General features: G+C 70.6%; 20 protein-coding genes. 3 read left to right on the forward strand and 17 right to left on the reverse strand.

Annotation, left to right across the window (positions count from 1 at the left end; translation table 11 throughout):
• Positions 1 to 17: 17 nt before the first annotated feature.
• Positions 18 to 287, reverse strand: a complete 270-nt coding sequence (locus ACIRGB_RS01960) for a hypothetical protein (RefSeq protein ID WP_403857680.1) — start codon at positions 285 to 287, stop codon at positions 18 to 20.
• Complete coding sequence (locus tag ACIRGB_RS01965; RefSeq protein ID WP_107487770.1) at positions 284 to 448, reverse strand: MerR family DNA-binding transcriptional regulator; 165 nt, start codon at positions 446 to 448, stop codon at positions 284 to 286. Before ACIRGB_RS01965 ends, ACIRGB_RS01960 begins: the two co-directional genes overlap by 4 nt.
• A 443-nt stretch (positions 449 to 891) precedes the next feature.
• Here ACIRGB_RS01965 and ACIRGB_RS01970 point away from each other — a divergent pair, with 443 nt between their 5' ends.
• Together ACIRGB_RS01970 and ACIRGB_RS01975 are read left to right on the forward strand one after the other, a co-directional pair.
• Positions 892 to 3,615, forward strand: a complete 2,724-nt coding sequence (locus ACIRGB_RS01970; protein WP_403857683.1) for a BREX system ATP-binding domain-containing protein — start codon at positions 892 to 894, stop codon at positions 3,613 to 3,615.
• Positions 3,616 to 3,819: 204 nt separating this feature from the next.
• Entirely contained in the window at positions 3,820 to 4,086 is a 267-nt protein-coding gene (locus ACIRGB_RS01975; protein WP_403857686.1) for a hypothetical protein, read from the forward strand.
• A 24-nt stretch (positions 4,087 to 4,110) separates the two neighbouring features.
• Here ACIRGB_RS01975 and ACIRGB_RS01980 read toward each other — a convergent pair whose 3' ends face one another.
• Both ACIRGB_RS01980 and ACIRGB_RS01985 read right to left on the reverse strand, forming a co-directional pair.
• Positions 4,111 to 5,106, reverse strand: a complete 996-nt coding sequence (locus ACIRGB_RS01980) for a hypothetical protein (RefSeq protein WP_403857689.1) — start codon at positions 5,104 to 5,106, stop codon at positions 4,111 to 4,113.
• Positions 5,107 to 5,141: 35 nt separating this feature from the next.
• Positions 5,142 to 5,804 carry a hypothetical protein gene (locus ACIRGB_RS01985; RefSeq protein ID WP_403857692.1) on the reverse strand — a complete coding sequence of 221 codons (663 nt, stop codon included), beginning with the start codon at positions 5,802 to 5,804 and terminating at the stop codon, positions 5,142 to 5,144.
• A 235-nt stretch (positions 5,805 to 6,039) separates the two neighbouring features.
• Between ACIRGB_RS01985 and ACIRGB_RS01990 the strand changes: the two genes are divergently transcribed.
• A complete protein-coding gene (locus tag ACIRGB_RS01990; RefSeq protein WP_403857695.1) occupies positions 6,040 to 6,426 on the forward strand; it encodes a DUF192 domain-containing protein in 387 nt (128 codons plus the stop codon).
• A gap of 42 nt (positions 6,427 to 6,468) precedes the next feature.
• Here ACIRGB_RS01990 and ACIRGB_RS01995 read toward each other — a convergent pair whose 3' ends face one another.
• From ACIRGB_RS01995 to ACIRGB_RS02055, 13 genes are all read right to left on the reverse strand, one after another.
• Positions 6,469 to 6,768, reverse strand: coding sequence for a hypothetical protein (locus ACIRGB_RS01995; RefSeq protein WP_403857698.1), 300 nt, complete (start codon positions 6,766 to 6,768; stop codon positions 6,469 to 6,471).
• A 246-nt stretch (positions 6,769 to 7,014) separates the two neighbouring features.
• Positions 7,015 to 7,635, reverse strand: a complete 621-nt coding sequence (locus ACIRGB_RS02000; RefSeq protein WP_403857700.1) for an OmpA family protein — start codon at positions 7,633 to 7,635, stop codon at positions 7,015 to 7,017.
• 8 nt (positions 7,636 to 7,643) lie between these two features.
• Positions 7,644 to 8,222, reverse strand: coding sequence for a hypothetical protein (locus tag ACIRGB_RS02005; RefSeq protein WP_403857703.1), 579 nt, complete (start codon positions 8,220 to 8,222; stop codon positions 7,644 to 7,646).
• 33 nt (positions 8,223 to 8,255) lie between these two features.
• A complete protein-coding gene (locus ACIRGB_RS02010; protein WP_403857706.1) occupies positions 8,256 to 8,852 on the reverse strand; it encodes a pilus assembly protein TadG-related protein in 597 nt (198 codons plus the stop codon).
• Complete coding sequence (locus ACIRGB_RS02015) at positions 8,852 to 9,052, reverse strand: hypothetical protein (protein WP_403857710.1); 201 nt, start codon at positions 9,050 to 9,052, stop codon at positions 8,852 to 8,854. The genes ACIRGB_RS02010 and ACIRGB_RS02015 overlap by 1 nt, the downstream gene beginning before the upstream one ends.
• A gap of 331 nt (positions 9,053 to 9,383) precedes the next feature.
• The gene (locus tag ACIRGB_RS02020; RefSeq protein ID WP_403857713.1) at positions 9,384 to 10,286 is read right to left on the reverse strand and encodes a DUF5936 domain-containing protein; all 903 of its coding nucleotides are present in this window, start codon (positions 10,284 to 10,286) and stop codon (positions 9,384 to 9,386) included.
• A gap of 19 nt (positions 10,287 to 10,305) precedes the next feature.
• Positions 10,306 to 11,250 (reverse strand): type II secretion system F family protein, encoded by a 945-nt coding sequence (locus ACIRGB_RS02025; protein WP_403857716.1) that lies wholly within the window; start codon positions 11,248 to 11,250, stop codon positions 10,306 to 10,308.
• A 9-nt stretch (positions 11,251 to 11,259) separates the two neighbouring features.
• Positions 11,260 to 12,597, reverse strand: coding sequence for a CpaF family protein (locus ACIRGB_RS02030; protein WP_403857719.1), 1,338 nt, complete (start codon positions 12,595 to 12,597; stop codon positions 11,260 to 11,262).
• An 18-nt stretch (positions 12,598 to 12,615) separates the two neighbouring features.
• Complete coding sequence (locus tag ACIRGB_RS02035; protein WP_403857722.1) at positions 12,616 to 12,978, reverse strand: TadE/TadG family type IV pilus assembly protein; 363 nt, start codon at positions 12,976 to 12,978, stop codon at positions 12,616 to 12,618.
• A gap of 1 nt (position 12,979) precedes the next feature.
• On the reverse strand, positions 12,980 to 13,375 hold the full coding sequence (locus ACIRGB_RS02040) for a TadE/TadG family type IV pilus assembly protein (RefSeq protein WP_403857725.1): 396 nt from the start codon (positions 13,373 to 13,375) through the stop codon (positions 12,980 to 12,982).
• A 14-nt stretch (positions 13,376 to 13,389) separates the two neighbouring features.
• A complete protein-coding gene (locus tag ACIRGB_RS02045; protein ID WP_403857728.1) occupies positions 13,390 to 14,646 on the reverse strand; it encodes a CpaE family protein in 1,257 nt (418 codons plus the stop codon).
• A 7-nt stretch (positions 14,647 to 14,653) separates the two neighbouring features.
• Positions 14,654 to 15,361, reverse strand: coding sequence for a Flp pilus assembly protein CpaB (gene cpaB / locus ACIRGB_RS02050; RefSeq protein WP_403857731.1), 708 nt, complete (start codon positions 15,359 to 15,361; stop codon positions 14,654 to 14,656).
• 78 nt (positions 15,362 to 15,439) lie between these two features.
• Positions 15,440 to 16,372, reverse strand: coding sequence for a hypothetical protein (locus tag ACIRGB_RS02055; protein ID WP_403858177.1), 933 nt, complete (start codon positions 16,370 to 16,372; stop codon positions 15,440 to 15,442).
• Positions 16,373 to 16,677: the final 305 nt, after the last annotated feature.

A 16,677-nucleotide genomic window follows, 5' to 3' on the forward strand; every position in this document is an offset into this window, starting at 1 on the left:
CGAGGGGGGTGTGCCTGCTATTGACCGACGAGCCGCCGTACCGCGATCGTTGTCGCCTCGGCGATGGTGGCGTCGCCGGTGGTGTTCGGGACGAGCGAGGTGGTGATCCGCTCGCGGCCGGCCGGCCGCAGGCCGCCACCGAGGGGCATCGCCCGCATGCTCTCGACGATGGCGGCCGGTGTGGTGGTGTCGCGCTCGTCGTCTGGGCCGGTGGAGACGTTGAGCTGTGGCTCGTTGCGGTCGAAACGGGTGGTCGCGTCATCCAGGCCGGGGGCGAACGCGGTCACGGCGGTAGGTCCGCCGAGGAGGTCGAGGGGCAGGTTCGTCGCCGTGTCGTGGCGTTGGCGCGCCGCGGCGGCTCCTCCAGCAGGCCGACGTCGTGGTAGTGCCGCACCGCACCCACAGTGGTGCCGGCGAGTTCGGCGAGTTGGCGGGGTCTCCAGGCCACGGCTGTTCCCTTCAGGTGTCGTCGACCGACGTGTCGTCGGCCCACATGTCTTCGGCCCACATGTCTTCGGCGTGGTCAGGGGTGCGTGAGCCGGCGCCGGCGATCGGCCTCCGACAGCCCGCCCCACCGCCGTGCAGCTCCCGGTGGGCCAGGGCGTGGACGGCGACCCGCTCGCGCTGCTGCCGTAACGGGAGGACTCCTCGTCGGCGGGGAAGAACACCTCGGTGCTGATCACGGTGGCCGCTCCCTTCCCGGTCGCTCTGCTGTCGGCTCTCAGAGTCGCGGGGAAGGCGCCTGGTCCGCGTCGGTGGAAATCCCTTAGCCCGTCACCGACCCTGGCGCGGGGGCGGCCGGCATCTTGACGGCCCGATGCTGCCCGCGCGCTTCGCGTCGGTGACAATTACCGAATAGACGCCGTGTCGACGCCAGGGGAGGACCAGGCGATGCTCGTGGGACGGCGCGCCGAGCAGGCGGCGCTCGAGCAGCTGCTGGCTCGGGCGCAGGGCGGCGACAGCGGGGTGCTGGTGGTGCGCGGGGAGGCCGGCATCGGCAAGTCCGCCCTCTTGCAGCACATGCGGGAGACCGCCGTGGCGATGGGATTCGGGGTTCACGACGCGGCCGGGGTGGAGGCCGAGGCAGAGTTCGCGTTCGCGGGCCTGCACCAGTTGTGCGCCCCGTTCCTGGCGCGGGCGGTCGAGCTGCCCGAGCCGCAGCAGGCCGCGCTCGGGGTGGCGTTCGGGCTGCGCGAGGGTGCTGCGCCGGACCGGTTCCTGGTGGGGTTGGCGGTGTTGAGCCTGTTGGCCGAGGACGGGCCGTTGCTGTGTGTGGTCGATGATGCGCAGTGGCTCGATCAGGCGTCTGCGCAGGTTCTGGCTTTCGTGGCCCGGCGGGTGGGGGCCGAGCGGGTGGTGATGGTGTTTGCGCTGCGCGATCCCGGTGCGACCGACGTCGCGGCGTTCAGCGGGTTGCCGGAGCTGCGCCTGGCGGGGCTGGGGGCGTCCGATGCCCAGACGCTGCTGGCCACCGCGGTCCGCGCACCGCTGGACGGTGTGGTGCGCGACCGGATCGTAGCCGAGGCGCGCGGCAATCCGCTGGCGTTGTTGGAGCTGCCCCGGGGTGCTCCGGCGGTGCAGTTCGCAGGCGGGTTCGAGCTGCCGGACGTGGTGAGCGTTCCGCGCCGGATCGAGGACGGCTTTCGGCGTCGCGCGAACAGCCTGCCTGCCGACGCGCGGATGCTGCTGGTGGTTGCCGCGGCCGAGCCGACCGGGGATGCGGCGTTGCTGTGGCGCGCGGCCGCGGAGCTGGGGATCGCCCGCGAGGCGGCTGCGCCCGCGGAGGCCGCCGGGCTGCTGGAGTTCGACTTCCGTGTGCGATTCCGGCACCCGCTGGTGCGCTCGGCGGTCTACCGGGCGGCCACACCGGCCGACCGGCGCCGGGCGCACGGCGCGCTGGCCGCCGCCACCGACCAGCAGGTCGATCCGGACCGGCGTGCCTGGCACCGCGCGCAGGCGGTGGTGGGGACTGATGAGGACGCCGCCGCGGAGCTGGAGCGTTCGGCCGGGCGGGCCCGCGCCCGCGGCGGGCTGGCCGCCGCGGCGGCGTTCCTGAAGCGTGCGGCCGAGCTGACCCCTGGGCCGGCCGTCCGGGCGGAACGGGCCCTGGAAGCTGCGCACGCCAAGCACGAGGCCGGTGCGCCCGGGGCCCTGGAGCTGCTGACGGTCGCCGCGGCCGGGCCGTTGGACGCCGTGGCGCGGGCCCGCCTGGAGCTGTTGAATGCTCGGATCGCGTTCCACGGGGCAAGGGGCGGCGAGGGGCCGCGGATGCTGCTGGACGCCGCCAAGAGCCTCGCCCCGCTGGACCCGGCGCTGTCCCGGGAGACCTACCTGGACGCGCTCGATGCGGCGATCGTTACTGGCGACCGCGGACCCGGCGGCGTGCGTGCGGTGGCCGACGCAGCCCGGGCCGCGCCCGCACCACCGGAGCCACCGAGGCCGGTGGATCTGTTGCTCGACGGGCTGGTGACGACGTTCACGCAGGGCTACGCGGCAGGAGTGCCCGGGCTGCGGCGGGCGTTGGACGCCTTCAATCGTCACGAGCGGGACGATCATGCCGTGAACGACGGCGATGACCGCCGCTGGCTGTGGCTGGCCGGCCGGACCGCGATGTCGGTCTTCGACGACCAGATGGTGCACGCGCTGGCCGCTCGTCATGTCCGGCTGGTCAGGGAAGCCGGCGCACTGGCCACGCTCCCGGCAGCACTGCTCGTCCAGTCCGTCATGCTGGTGCTCTCCGGTGACTTCTCCCGTGCCGCCGAGCAGACCGCGATCGCGGCCGCGACCAGAACTGTGCCCGTGCTCCACGGCCAGCTCATCCTGGCTGCTTGGCGCGGCCGCTCGGACGAGACCACCGAGGTCCACGCGACCATGGTCCGGGAAGCGGTTGGACGCGGGGGCCGAACTGAGGACTTCCTGGCGCAGTACGCCATGGCGGTGCTGCACAACGGTCTGGGCGACTACCCGGCGGCTCTGGTCGCTGCGACGCGGGCTTTCGAGTCCGACGAGCTGACCCACAGCAACCTGGCCCACTCCGAGCTCATTGAAGCGGCATGCCGTAGCGGCCGGCCGGAGCGTGCGACCGCTGCGCTGGACCAGCTCAGCTCACGGGCGCTGGCCAGCGGCACCCCGTGGGGGCTCGGGCTGGCAGCGCGCTCACGGGCATTGGTCAGCACCGGCCCGGCCGCCGAGGAGTACTACCGCGAGGCGATCGAGCAGCTACGAAACTGCCGAGTGGCCACCCAGCTGGCCCGGACTCATCTCGTCTATGGCGAGTGGCTGCGCCGCGAGGGCCGCCGCCAAGGCGCCCGCCAGCAGCTCCGCACCGCCCACCAGATGCTGTCTGACATGGGTGCGGAAGCGTTCGCCGCGCGCGCCGCCCGCGAGCTGCGCGCCACCGGCGAGCACCCACGCGGCCGGTCCGCCCAGCCCTCGGACGCGCTCACCGCACAGGAGCTGACGATCGCCCGGCTGGTAGCTACCGGGGCGACCTCCCGGGAGGTCGGCGCACAGCTGTTCTTGAGCCCGCGCACCATTGAGGCCCACCTCCGCAGCATCTTCCGCAAGCTGAGTATCACCTCCCGGCGACAGCTGCGGGACCTGCGGCTTCCCTGACGGGCCGGCAGCGTGCGTGCCCTGTCGCGGTACGGCGAATGCCGCCCGGAAGGCCGGCGAGCTGCGCTCTTTGGAGCTCGTAACAGGATCAAGAGCGCGCCGTCTTGAGGCGACGCCTGCGAATGAGCGTGCAGACGAGGAAGACGACGGCGGGCGGCTTACAAGCTGTCTCGATTGGCTGGCACGAGGGGTCCCACTCCGCGCTTGATCGCGGACGTGCTCGCGCTCAGCGAGATCATCGTGGCCAAGCGCGAGCACCGTGAGCCGCCGGCCGCGCCGGAGCCTGACCAGCCCGAGGGCGTGCTGGACTTGATGGCCGCGCTCAACGCGTCTGTCGCCAGGGCCCGGGAATCTTGCGAGGACGGCACGCACGCCGACGTCCACGAACTCACCCGTGCGACGGTCGTTCCGTTCTTTCCTCCCGACTTCCCGGGCGATCACCCTGAGTTCTCCGCGAACCCCTACGGTTAGTCGGCCAGGTCTCGACCCGCGGAATCAGCGGTTGACGGCTTGGATCTCCTGGACGATGACGTCCTGCTCACCTCCGAAGTCGCCGTCGGGCAGCTGTTGTTCGCCGGCCACGCCGGTACCGGTCCAGTGGATCTTCCAGGTGACCGTGGCCTTCAGCTGGTACGAGCCGTCGCCTGACGAACGCAGGTACTTGACCCCGCAGGGCGGCGTCTCATCGGCCTTGCCCTTCGCGTAGGGCTCACCAATGCTGCCGTTCGCGGCCTCGCACACCCCGGACGCCGGGTAGGTCTGGGCGTCTGCCGTACCCGGGTCGATCTTCACCGATACCGGCTCCGCCGTGGTGGTGGCCTGAACGCCCAGGAGAGGAACCGAAGCCGTCACCGACACGGGCTTGAAGTCCGTTGCGTCGAGCCACACCCAGGTCGGCAGATTCACCTTCGTCGTCCCGGCGGGCTTGAGCTCCACCTCTGTGGTGGGGACGCGGATCTCCGCGTAGGCGAGCTGGGCGAGGACTTCCGGCGTGATCGCCTGCGGGATGTCCGCCGGCGGATCGTCATCGGTGTCCACCCAGAAGGTGTCCTCCTTGCAGTCGAGCGCCCCCGGGTCACCCTCCCGGCCAGGCGTGACGTAGGAGTCCCACCAGTAGCCCTCGCCTGTCTTCTCCTTGTTGAAGTCCTTGTACGGCTTCCCGTTCACGTACCTGTCGCGCTGCTTGGCATCCCACTGGTAGCCCGTCGATTCGGCTTCCCAGACGGGCTCCTTGGCCTTCTGGAGCTGCTCCGGGGTGTACTTCGGGGCGTAGTAGCAAGCGGGCGGTGTCCAGTTCGTCGCGGCGGCCACCGGGCCCACGGATGCCCCCGAGCCGTTCTTCGAACGGTCGTAGACGACGGCACCGGCGGTCGCCGAGACGGTGCCCTTTCCGTCGGACTCACCGTGAGCTTCCGTACTGGGCGTCTGAGCGCCGCCACCGATTTTGTTGTCGGCGACGGCGGGTGTCGCGCACACGAAGAAGGCAGCCATCACGACTGGCACAGCCAAGGCACGCGTGGCTGGAGTCAGGGCTGGCACTTGTCGCTCCCCCTCTGGGACAACATCTTCTGGACAACCCAGACGCCCTTGTCGTTCTTACTCAATTGGGTGTTGTACAGCACGTAACTGTTCTTGGTGACGGGCGTTTTGTTGACCTTCTTCGGCTTCAGATACATGTCGTAGGCTTTGCCCTGGTCTTCGCAGTACACGAGCGAGGCACTGTCATTTCCGCGCATGTTGACCACCGCGTCATAGAAGCGGTACGCACCCGTCACTCGCGCGTTCTCCTTGACGTAAGCCTGGATGAACTCCTGCGTACCGGCCGCAGCTTCGCCCTCGTAGTAATAGAGGTAAGCCTTGTCGAGTGGGTCCTGATGGACGATCGCCAGGTCCACGGCCTTGATGGACTCCTCCCCGTCGGCGAGGACGGCGTCCTTGTCCTTGTCTCCGGTCTTCGGCCAGTCGAAGGTGTACGACAGGTCATCGGGCAGTTCGATCTTCGGTCGGCCGGGCTCGGACGGCTCGGACGCGGTCGGTGAGGCCGAGGGGGTGGGACTGCCGGTGTCCGCTCCGGCGATCTTGTCCTCTCCCTTGTCGGAACTGTCGTCGTTGCCGCACGCGGACAGCGTCAAGGCCGCTGTGGCGGTCAGCGTGAGCGCTGCGAGGAGGGTGGGGCGGCGGCGATTCACTGTCGGCTCCTGGGTGGGACGAGGCTTCTCTTCAGCGACGCAACGCTATCCACCGGGGTCGGACGGCACCAGGGTGACACCTGTCTCCCCGCTGCCACCCGGGAGTTCGCATGCACTGTACGTGTGACTTCTTGGGCCATAACGGTTCCGTAACACACCGGACGCGGCAAAGGGGTCCCGGTGCCAGTCGTTGCTAGGCCGCTACCTTCGACGGGGCTGGACGGAGGGGGTTTGTATGGGACGGCGGCGGCGGCGGTGGCGGGACGGGGGCGGGGTTTTGGTCGTGGTGGGGGGAGGTGGTGAGGGGGTTCGCGTTCCGTTGGAGATCGCGAGTTCGTATCGGGCGCGCACCAAGGGGCTGTTGGGGCGGGACTCCGTCGAAGGGGCGATGCTGCTGAGTCCCGCCAACAGCGTGCACACGTTCCGGATGCGGATGGCCATCGACGTGGCCTACCTCGATCGGCGGCTCGCCGTCATCGCCGTGCGCACGATGCGGCCGGGCAGGCTGGGGCTGCCCCGGTTGCGGGCGCGGCATGTGCTGGAGGCGGAGGCCGGGGTGATGAGCGGGTGGGGGGTGCGGACGGGGGCACGGGTGGAGATCGTGGAGGGTCCGGCGGGCTAGTCGTGCGTGTACCGGTTGCTGGTCGACACGACGGGAGCTTGCTCAGGGCGAGACGATGTGGAGGAGGGCTGTTCCGTTCGGGCCCGTTGTCGCCTGGATCACCACGGCGTCGGGCTGCGGGCTCGGGCGGGTGGGGTCGAGGGCGCCGCAGGAGTTGCCGCTGCCGTGTTCGCGGAGGTACGTGAGGCAGCCTTGGCCCGGGCCGCTCGCGCCGCCGGTGGAACGGTTGTTGCCGGACTTCACCTCGTACTCGATCTCGTTCGGGCCGACCGTCGTCACCGACAGCGTTGCCCGGCCGGCGTCGCCCGGTGCCTGGAAGTGGAGGGTCACGGGCTCGGTCACCGCGATCTCGCAGTTGCCGTCGGTGCAGGCACGGACGTCGGTGCCGTCCGCCGGTGAGGAGGCGGGGGGCTCCGGTGCGGGGCGGGAAGTCGTGGGGCGGTTCCGGGGTGTGGGGCCTGCCTCGTCGTCCGTTCGGTGCGTGGTGCTGCATGCCGCTGTCGTGGTCAGGGCCGTCAGTGCTGCCAGGGCCGACAGGACCGTGCGGGCGGGTTTGGAGTGAGGGTGCGGTCGCCTGGTCATGGTTCGTCAGGGCTCCGAGCGGGGGAAGGAGACTTCGACCCGGCGGTTCTTCTTGCGGCCGGCCTCCGTGGAGTTGTCGGCGATGGGGTACTGCTCGCCGTAGCCGCGGACCTCGTAGGTGATGCCCGCGTCGTTGAGGGACTGGGACAGGACGTCGTGCACGGCGTTGGCGCGCCGTTTGGAGAGTACGTCGCCGTGGGCGGAGGAGCCGAGGTCGTCGGTGAAGCCGAAGACGCGGACCCTTGTGGCGTTCTGGGTTCTGATCTCGTCGGCGATGCCGCTGATGCGGGACTTGGCCTCGGCGCCGAGCTTGGAGCTGTCCTTCCCGAACAGCACCTCGGCCTGGAGGGCGAGCGTCACGCTCGTGTTGGTGTCCTCCCGGCGTTCGTCGCCGCTCTGCTCTTCCACCACCGACTTGATGTCCAGGACCTTCGCCTGGGCGAGTGTGGCTCCGTCCGGGAGCTTGAGGTCGGGGTCGTTGGGGTCCACCTTCACGGGGGCGGAGGCGGAGGGTTCCGTGCCCGGGGGGTCGTTGGGGTCGTCGTCGGCGTGGGCGGTGGTGGTGCCGTACACGGTGGTGGCGAGCATGAGGGTTACTGCGGCCATCAGGCGAGGTGGTGAGGTCATGGCGTGCCTCACCCCGAGATCTCGATGGTGCCGGTCGTGAACATCGGCAGCTGAAGCGTCACCTCGGCCGTGTCGGCGGGGGGCGCGGGGAACTGCATGAACACCGGCAGGGACTCGCCCGCCTTCAGGGGTGGGAACTTCGTTGTCGTGAGCGGGCGTCCCTCTGTATCGCGCAGCACGTAGTAGCGCTTCTTGCCCCTGGAATCCACCAGAGTGGCGCCGCCGAGCGATTTGCCGTTCCGAATGATCTCTGTTTCGTTCCCGCTCAACTGAGCAGGAACGTTGACCGCCTTGTCCCCGTCGTTCTTGAGGTCTCCGCTGACCGTGACGAAGCCGCCCCCGTCCCGCTGCGCCTCGGTGACTTTGAGGAACAGACCACTGGGCCCCCTCAGCTCGGCCAAAGTCTCCCCCGCGTCACCTTCCTGGGTATCCGGCTTGGAGTCGCCGCCCTTGGAGGAACTCACCGGTGCTTCCGGCTTGTCGTCGCCACCTCCACCGCCACAGCCCGCCATGCCGAACGCCAGTACGGCGGCGATGGGCCACGCTGCCAATCCTCCGCGGGCCCTTGTTGTGAACCGAATGCTCATGACTCCGCTTCCTTGGTCCTCTTCGTTCGCTTGTCAGCTGTCGGCCAGATGGACATCGAACAGGTCCTCGGGCTTCGGTAGGTCCGAGAGGTCATCCGGATTCAGGTCCCAGACGTGGCCACCCTTGCAGGAAAGGCTTGGCAGCGTATCGTCGTCGGCATCCTCGGCGAGCGGCTCGAACCAGCAACGGGCTTCGATCACGGCGGTGGCGGTCTGTGTCGCTTTTCGGTTCTCTGTGCCCGGCACGATGGTGTCCCCGACAGAGTCGTTCGTCTCGGCGACGACTGTGTAACCCAGGAGGCCGTCCGGTTCGCAATCCACGCTCGCGTCGTTGCGCGCTGCCAAGTCGTGGGCGCGCCAGCATCCATTGGGCACCGGAGTATCGCCCTCGAAGATGTCCTGCCACGCATCCGGTTCCAGAACGTGGGTGATCCACTGGTCCGTGAGGCGGTCTCGCGTCTCCAGGGCCGCCGCGAGCGCTGCGGCGTCCGCCGCTGTCTGCGCCTCACTGCGAGTCGCCGCGGCCTGACCGACCGCGAAGTACGCGAGCGCGAGAAAGAGCAGGCCCCCCACCACCGTGATGTAGATGGGGAAAGCCTGCCCATCGTCTCCGTTCGCACGGAGGCGCATCAGATGCCGGTGACCTCGGTGATCTTGTCCGTGATCGCGTTGTAGATCGTCTGCCCAATGTCCGTCCCCGTGATCGCCAGCACGATCGCCACCACCACCGCGATGATGCCCAGGTACTCGACCGCCGTCTGGCCCTTGTCGTGGTGGGTGGTGGTGCGGGTGTGCAGGTGGGCGGCGGCGGTGTGAAGCCAGTTGGTCATGGTGTTCCCCTCCAGGGTGGGCGGCGTCGCGTTCCGAGGTCGGAACGTGCGGGTGGGCGGCGGGGATCTGCCGGCTGGTCGTGCCGGACGTGACGGCGTCCACGATCTCCACCCCCCTTGCGCTCGGTTGGGACCTCGACCTGTCGGGAGTACCAGGCAACGACTGTCCCACAGTTGATTGCAGATGCGAAAGGTATTGTGCGGAATGGGCCGCAATGGGCCCAGCGTCGTACGTTGTTGGCGTTGGTGGCGCGTGTGCAGTCGCACTGTTGTTGTGTACGCGTTGCTTCCCTCCCGGGCGGTTGACCGTCATGTCGCCGTTCCTCCTCCCCTACTCGCCCGTGATCGTGCCGAAGTCCGTCCCCGAGCCCAGGATCAGGCCGGCCCCGAGGAGGATCATCGTGGCCGGGACCATGAAGGTCGTGATCATCAGCGTGGCCTTGGGGACCGCGCGGGCGGCCTTGCGGCGGGCGTTCTGGGCGTCCGTGCGGCGCATGTCCTTGGCCAGGGAGACCAGGGTGTCGACGATCGGGGCGCCCAGTTCCTCGCCCTGCTGGAGTGCCGTCACGAACATCGCCACCTGTTCGGAGTCGTTGCGCCGGCGCAGCTCCGTGAAGGCTTCCCGGCGGCTCATGCCCAGGTCCATCTGGCGGAGCGTGATGCGCAGTTCGTCGGCCCAGGGGCCCTCGTACCGCGTCGACACCCGGTCCAGGGCCTGGCGGAAGCCCAGCCCCGCGCTGACCACGACGGCGAGGACGTCCAGGAAGTCGGGGAGCGTGCGTTCGATGACGTCCTTGCGGATGCGGATCGCCGACCAGATGCCCACCTCCGTCCAGAACGCGCCGAAGGCGAGGAGGAGGAGGGCCACCAGGTACTGGCCGCGGAGGAGGAAGACCAGGCAGCCGAGGGCGCCCAGGAAGCCGTAGACCGCGCGGCGGGCGGCGTAGCGGTCGATGGTGAGGCCGCCGGGGTTGCCGGCCAGGTCGATCCTGCGGCGGTACCTGGCGACCAGGGCCGGGCCCATCAGGCGCAGTACGGCGGGGGCGTAGCGCATGCCCATGCGATCGATCAGGGAGTGCGCCGCGCCGGTGCGGGTGGCGCCGACCTCCAGGGCGAGGGCGAGGTCGTCGGGGAGTTTGGCCTCCGCCCGGTACATGCGGAGGCCGGCGAAGACGCCCCAGACGGCCAGGGCCATGAGGAGGGCCAGGAGGATACCGGGGAGCGGGAGTCCCATGTGTGTGGCTCGCCTCCTCTCAGACGTCGATGCGGGACAGGCGGCGGATGAGGACGAAGCCGACGGCGTAGAGCGCGAAGGCGGTGATCACCGCGGCCTGGCCGGCCGGGGAGCCCGTCATGCGTTCCAGGGCGCCGTCCTTCACCCCGTTCATCAGGAGCAACGAGCCGATGCCCAGGACGGGGACGGCGTACGACGTCAGCGTGACCTGGGAGAGCTGGGTGCGGACCTCGCGCCGGGTCTCCTTGCGTTCCTCCAGGGTCTCCGTCAGGTTGCGCAGCGCGCCGACCACCTGGCCGCCGGCGCGGTTGGACAGCACGAGGGTGGTGACGAGGACGACCAGTTCGCGGGAGGGGAGGCGGCCGGCGAGTTCGCCGAGGGCGTCGTCCATGGAGGCGCCGATGGCGAGCTGGTCGGCGACCTTGCCCAGTTCCTCGCCGGCCGGGGCCTCCAGTTCCTCCGCCGCCATGCCGATGGCGGTGCGCAGGGCGAGGCCGGCCTGGGTGGCGTTGGCGAGGATGCGGGCGAGTTCGGGGAGCTGGTTGATGAACTTCTCGATGCGTTGCTGGCGCTGCCAGTTGAGGAACTGGACGGCGACGCCGATGCCGAGCAGGCCGGCCAGGGGGCCGAAGAAGGGGGCCAGGGCGGCCTGGCCGATCAGCCACAGGCCCGCGACGGTCGCCAGCATGTAGGCGAAGAACTCGCCGGGGGTCACGTCCAGGCCGGTGGCCGACAGGCGGCGTTCCAGGTCGCGGCCGAGTCTGGTGCGGCGCAGGCGGCGGTCCAGCCCCGGGAAGCGGCGCCGGCGTCCGGCCACCGGTGTCCGGCCGGTCGCGGTGAGGCGGTCGACCAGGGCCGCGCGCTGGGCCTTCCCGGCGGCGTACGAGTGCAGGCCGACGACCGCCAGGACGCAGGTCAGCAGGGAGATGCCGGTGGTGAGCGTGACGAGCGTGTCCAGTTCCATCGGGCGGTCCTACCTGGCTTCTCGGGTGGTGAGCTGGTCCGGGGTGTGGGCCACGCCGAAGGCCTGCGGGATGGGCTGGCCCGCCATGTAGAGGCGCTCGGCGGTGCGCTGCGGCAGGGGGTGGTACTCGTACGCGCCGACGACGCGGCCGTCGGCGGACATCGGGCGGGCGTTGAAGCGGGCGACCGTGGCCAGGCGGTACGGCTCGCCGCCGTGGCTGGCCAGCAGGGCGATCTCGGTGATGCGGCGGGCGCCGTCGGCGAACCGGGTGAGCTGGATCAGGACGTCGACGGAGCTGTTGATCTGGTCGTGCAGGGCGACGAAGGGGATTTCCACGTCCGACATCGAGGCCAGGGTCTGCAAGCGCATCAGGGCGTCCTCGGCACTGTTTGCGTGGACAGTGGCCAGCGAGCCGTCGTGGCCCGTGGACATGGCCTGGAGCATGTCCAGGGACTCGCCGCCGCGCACCTCGCCGACGACGATGCGGTCGGGGCGCATCCGCAGCGAGTTGCGGACCAGGTCGCGGATGGTGATGCGGCCCTGGCCCTCGACGTTCGGGGGGCGGGACTCCAGGCGGATGACGTGCGCCTGCTGGAGCTGGAGTTCGGCCGAGTCCTCGATGGTGATGATGCGGTCGGATTCGGGGATCAGGCCGGAGAGGGCGTTGAGCAGGGTGGTCTTCCCGGTGCCCGTCGCGCCCGAGACGATGATGTTGAAGCGGGCCTGCACCAGGCCGGCCAGCAGGTAGAGCATGTTCTCGTCGAGCGAGCCGAGGCCGATCAGCTCGTGGAGGGTGAAGGAGCGCGGGAAGCGGCGGATGGTGAGGATGGCGCCGGTGAGGGAGAGCGGCGGGATGATGACGTTGACGCGTTCGCCGGAGGGGAGGCGGGCGTCGACCATCGGGTTCGACTCGTCCACGCGGCGGTTGACCGTCGAGACGATGCGCTCGATGGTCTGCATCAGCTGGTCGTGGGAGGCGAAGCGGAGCGGGAGCTGCTCGACGCGGCCCGCGCGCTCCACGAAGATCGCGTCGGGGCCGTTGACCATGATCTCGGTGATCGACGCGTCCTCCAGGAGCGGTTCCAGGATGCCGAGGCCGAGCGCCTCGTCGACGACCCGGCGGATCAGCTGGGAGCGTTCGACCGTCGACAGGACCGGGCCCTCGCGGCTGATGATGTGCCCGAGCACGCGCTCCAGGCGGGCCCGGCGCTCGGCCATCGCCAGCGCGCTCATCTCGGCGAGGTCGATCTCCTCCAGGAGCTTGGCCCGGTAGGAGGCGACCAGGTGTCCGTCCTCGCCCCGGCTGCCGTGCTCCTCGGGGGAGTGGATGCGTGCGCGCAGGCTCATGCGTCCTCGGCTCCTCGGTCAGTGGTCCAGCGGCATGGTGGCGGTCTTGCGGGCCGGATCGAAGTCCCAGCCCGGCACGATCGACGGGATCTCGACGGCGGCGGTGACCGTCACCTCGTCCCCGCCGTACGACGGCGTGCAGTGGGTGCCGCCGGCCAGCCCGCCGCTGACGGCCGCCGCGCACGCCGTCTGCGCGCTCTCCTGGAGCGAGGCGCCGCGCGCTCCCGCGCGGGCCGCGGTGCCGGCCTGCTGGGCGGCGTACGCGATCAGGCCGAGCTGGACGACGGCCATGCCGACGAGGATCAGGATGGGGAGGAAGCCGAGGTACTCGATGGCCACCTGGCCCCGGTCCCCGGCTCGTCCCCTGCGGGAGTACGGCATCTCAGTCGTCCTCCTCTTCCACAGCCCCGGCGTGCCCGTGCACGGTGAAGGGGACGCTGAGGGTGCCCGGGAAGAGCAGGGGGACCTCGATGCGCACGTCGGCGGTGACGTAACCGCCCGCGGTAGCGCAGTCCACCTCGGCGCCTCCCTCCCACGCGCCCGGCAGCTTGTCCAGGCCCGCCTCCCGGCAGGCGCCCGCCCGCGCCCCGCGATCGGCCGCCGTCGCCGCCCGTACCGCCTCGTCCGCAGCATTCCCCGCGAGCGTGTACGTGTATCCCACGAGCACGAGCTGCCACAGCACCACCAGCGTCGCGATGATCACCGGGGTCATGCCGAGGAACTCGATGGTGACCTGGCCGCTCTCCCGGTCCGGGGCCCGGCCGGGTAACCCGCTCACCGCGCACCGTCCGCTCACCCCGCACCGTCCTTCCGGCGCCGCAGGCCGGCCGCGCCCCGGTCTCCCCGCAGGCGGCCGTGTCCCTTGCGGCCCGCGTCGGGCACGCCGGCCAGACCCAGTTCGCCCGCGAGGGTCCACAGGGCCTGCTTCACGGTGCTCCTGCCGTCCAGTTCGTGGACGCGGCCGGCGTCCACGGCGCCCTGGAGTTCCTTGAAGTTGGCCGGGACCGTGGTGGCGGCGATCGCCGTGCCGGTGATCTTCTGGATCAGCGGCGGCTGGATCTCCGTGGCCCGCGTGTGCCGGTTGACGACCACGGTCGTCTCCTGCGCCTTGCGGATCTGGAGCCGCTCCCACATCCGCACCGTCCGTTTGGCGCCCCGTACGGCGACCACGTCCGGGGTGGTGACCAGCAGCGCCGTGTCGGCGCTCTCCACGGCGGCGGCGCCGGCCCCGCCGAGCTGGGCGCCGCAGTCGATGACGACGACCTCGTACCGGGAGCGCAGGGCGGCGACGATCTGGCGGGCGGCGCGGTCGGTGACCTCCTCGCCGCGTTCGCCCTCGCCGGGGGCGAGCAGCAGGGCGAGGCCGCTGTCGTGGCGGAAGACGGCGTCGGCCAGGACGCGCGGGGAGAGGTCGGTGATGGCGGCCAGGTCGGCCACGGAGCGGCGGAACTGGACGTCCAGGTAGGAGGCGACGTCGCCGGTCTGGAGGTCCATGTCGAGCAGGGCCGTGGACCGGCCGGACGCCTGGGCCGCCAGGGCGAGTTGGACGGCGGTCAGGGTGGCGCCCACGCCGCCCTTGGCGCCGCTGACGGTGACGACGGTGCCGCCCGCACCGGTGAACACGTCGACGGCGCCGCCGAGGTGCCGGCGTACGCCCACCGACCACTGGGCCACCGCCTGGACGCGGCTGGCGAGTTCCTCGTAGCCGAGCGGGAGGGCGACCAGGCCGCGGGCGCCGTGGTCCATGGCGGCCTGGAAGAGGCCGGGGCCGGGGTCGGAGGTGACGAGGATGACGCCGACGGCCGGGAAGCGGAGGGCGACCTCGCGGATCAGCTCCAGGGCCGGGACCGGTCCGATCCGCTCGTGGACGATCACGACCTCGGGCAGTTCGTCGACCGATTCGGCGGCGAGCCGGGCGAGGGTGTCGACGAGCTGGGTGGAGTCGGCGACCGGGGCGACCGGTTCGGCCTCCGGGAGCTGGCTGAGCAGTGTCGTGAGGGACCGTACGGCGTCCGGGTCGCCGACTGCCGGGAGGATCCTCGTGGCCATGCGGCTCTCACTTGTCCTTCGCGAGTTCGTACGTCCGGTCCTGGTCGGGGACGTCGGTGTCGCCGCCGGGGGCCACCAGCGCGAGCCGGACGCGCCGGGCGAACGACTCGGCGTAGGTGATGCGCTGGGCGTCGATGGTGGACAGGGCGAAGGTGATGGGGACGGCGTCGGTGGGCTCGCGGTCGCGGCTGTCCTCGTCGGGTTCCAGTGAGGTGAGTTCGCCGACGTCGATGACCCTGGCGTTGGTCACGATGATCTTCGACTGGTCGGGGTCACCCTCACGGGGGCCCTCGAAGGTGGCGTAGACGTTGACGGTGGAGCCCGGGGTGATCTTGCCGGCGACGCCGGTCGCCGCGTCGATCATGATGGCGACCTCCTGCTGTCCGGGCCGCAGGGCGGGCGTGTCGACGATCATGTCGCTCTGGAGCAGCGAGCCGGCCTTCAGCTTGGTCACGGCTATCTTTCCGCGGACCTGGGACAGGTCGGTGACGGCGTTCTCGGAGAGCCAGCGCTCGGGCATCTCGACCTTCTCGAACTGCGCCGCGCCGAGCTGCGTGTAGGGCTCGATGTCGCTCCTCACCCGGTACGCGGCCACCTCGGGACCGACCTTGGACTTCACGTCGTTGATGACGGACAGCACGCCGGCGAAGGCGCCGAGGGCGCAGAGGACCGAGAGGAGGAGCAGGATGATGCCGCGGCGCTGACGGGAGTTCATGGGCCGTGCAACCTCATTGGGGGGTCGGATGTCCGGGCGGACGGACGGACTGGGGCGGGCGGACCGGGCGCTACGGGCCTACCCAGTCAGGGCCCGTCTCTCACGGCGGCGGCCGAGGGCGGGGGCGCGGCGGTGGTCCAGCGCCTGGTCCCGGCCGCTGCCGCGCCCGCTGCCACTCCCGCCGCCGCTGCCACTGCCGCTGCCGCCGCCGCTGCCGCCGTCGCCGTACGCCGGTGGTGTCGCGGAGCAGAACACGCAGCGGTCACCGATGACGTCGATGCCGCACCAGTGGCAGACGCTCCGCCGTACGGATGTGACCAGTTGGTAGAGGACCGAGAGGTCGGGGAGGTACGCGCAGAACTCGGTCAGCCGCCCCGTGCCCCACCATGCGGTGGACTCCGCGGGCAGCGCCGTCTCGCGCAGCCCCTGCACGCGCCAGGACGGGGCGAGGGTGGAGGTGACCCAGTCGGAGGCGAGCTGCCCCTTGGCGACCAGCAGCCAGGTGCCGAACTCGGGCCCGTCCAGGGCGGCTTCGGGTGCGACCTTGACCAGTTGCGGCACCGGGTGGGCGACGACGCCGAACTGGCTGCCGGGCACCCAGGACCTGGCGTGCGCCTTCAGGCCCACGGGGACGTGGTCGAGCCGGGCGACGGAGCCGAGCAGGGCGCCGGCGTGGATGTAGTGGGTGAGCAGCCGGCCGGCGGAGGCGAGGACGCCCGGGCTGAGGTCGCAGGAGGCCAGCTGGCGCAACTGGCGGGCCAGTACGGCGATGCCGAGCGGTGGCAGGGGCGGCCGGAAGAGGGCGATGCGGTCGGACTCCAGGAGGGCGCGGACGGTGTGCAGGCGCCGTTCCACGCCCGCCGGGACGGCCTGGGAGCACACCACGATCACGTGTCCGTGCTGGTCCACCAGCGCCTGGAGCTCGGCCAGCACCTGTTCCAGGGGGCGCCGGCCGACGTCCTGGAGCACGGCCGCGGGCAGCGTCCGTTCGTCCTGCGGCGGCAGTGCCATGTCGGCACTGGTCACGGCAATGGCAGTTGGCACGCGCGGCTCCCCGGTCTCCCAAGCCCGTCGGTCCGCCGGTGTTACTCCGGCACACCCGGATGACTTCACTGCGTGACTACCTGAGCACTGTATCCACGCGTCTGTGAGCGGAGAACAGCGTTTCTGTAGCTGTGGAACAACTTGTGTTGCACAAGATGCGCCAAACCGGGGCAGGTTGAGCATTTTCGAGAACGCGTCGGCCGCGCCGTCCGGGCGGCGAACTTGGTCCGTACCTACCTCTTGACACCTTCAATTGGTCTGGACCACCTTGT

It is taken from the genome of Streptomyces sp. NPDC102490, from assembly GCF_044765285.1.
GTDB lineage: Bacteria > Actinomycetota > Actinomycetes > Streptomycetales > Streptomycetaceae > Streptomyces.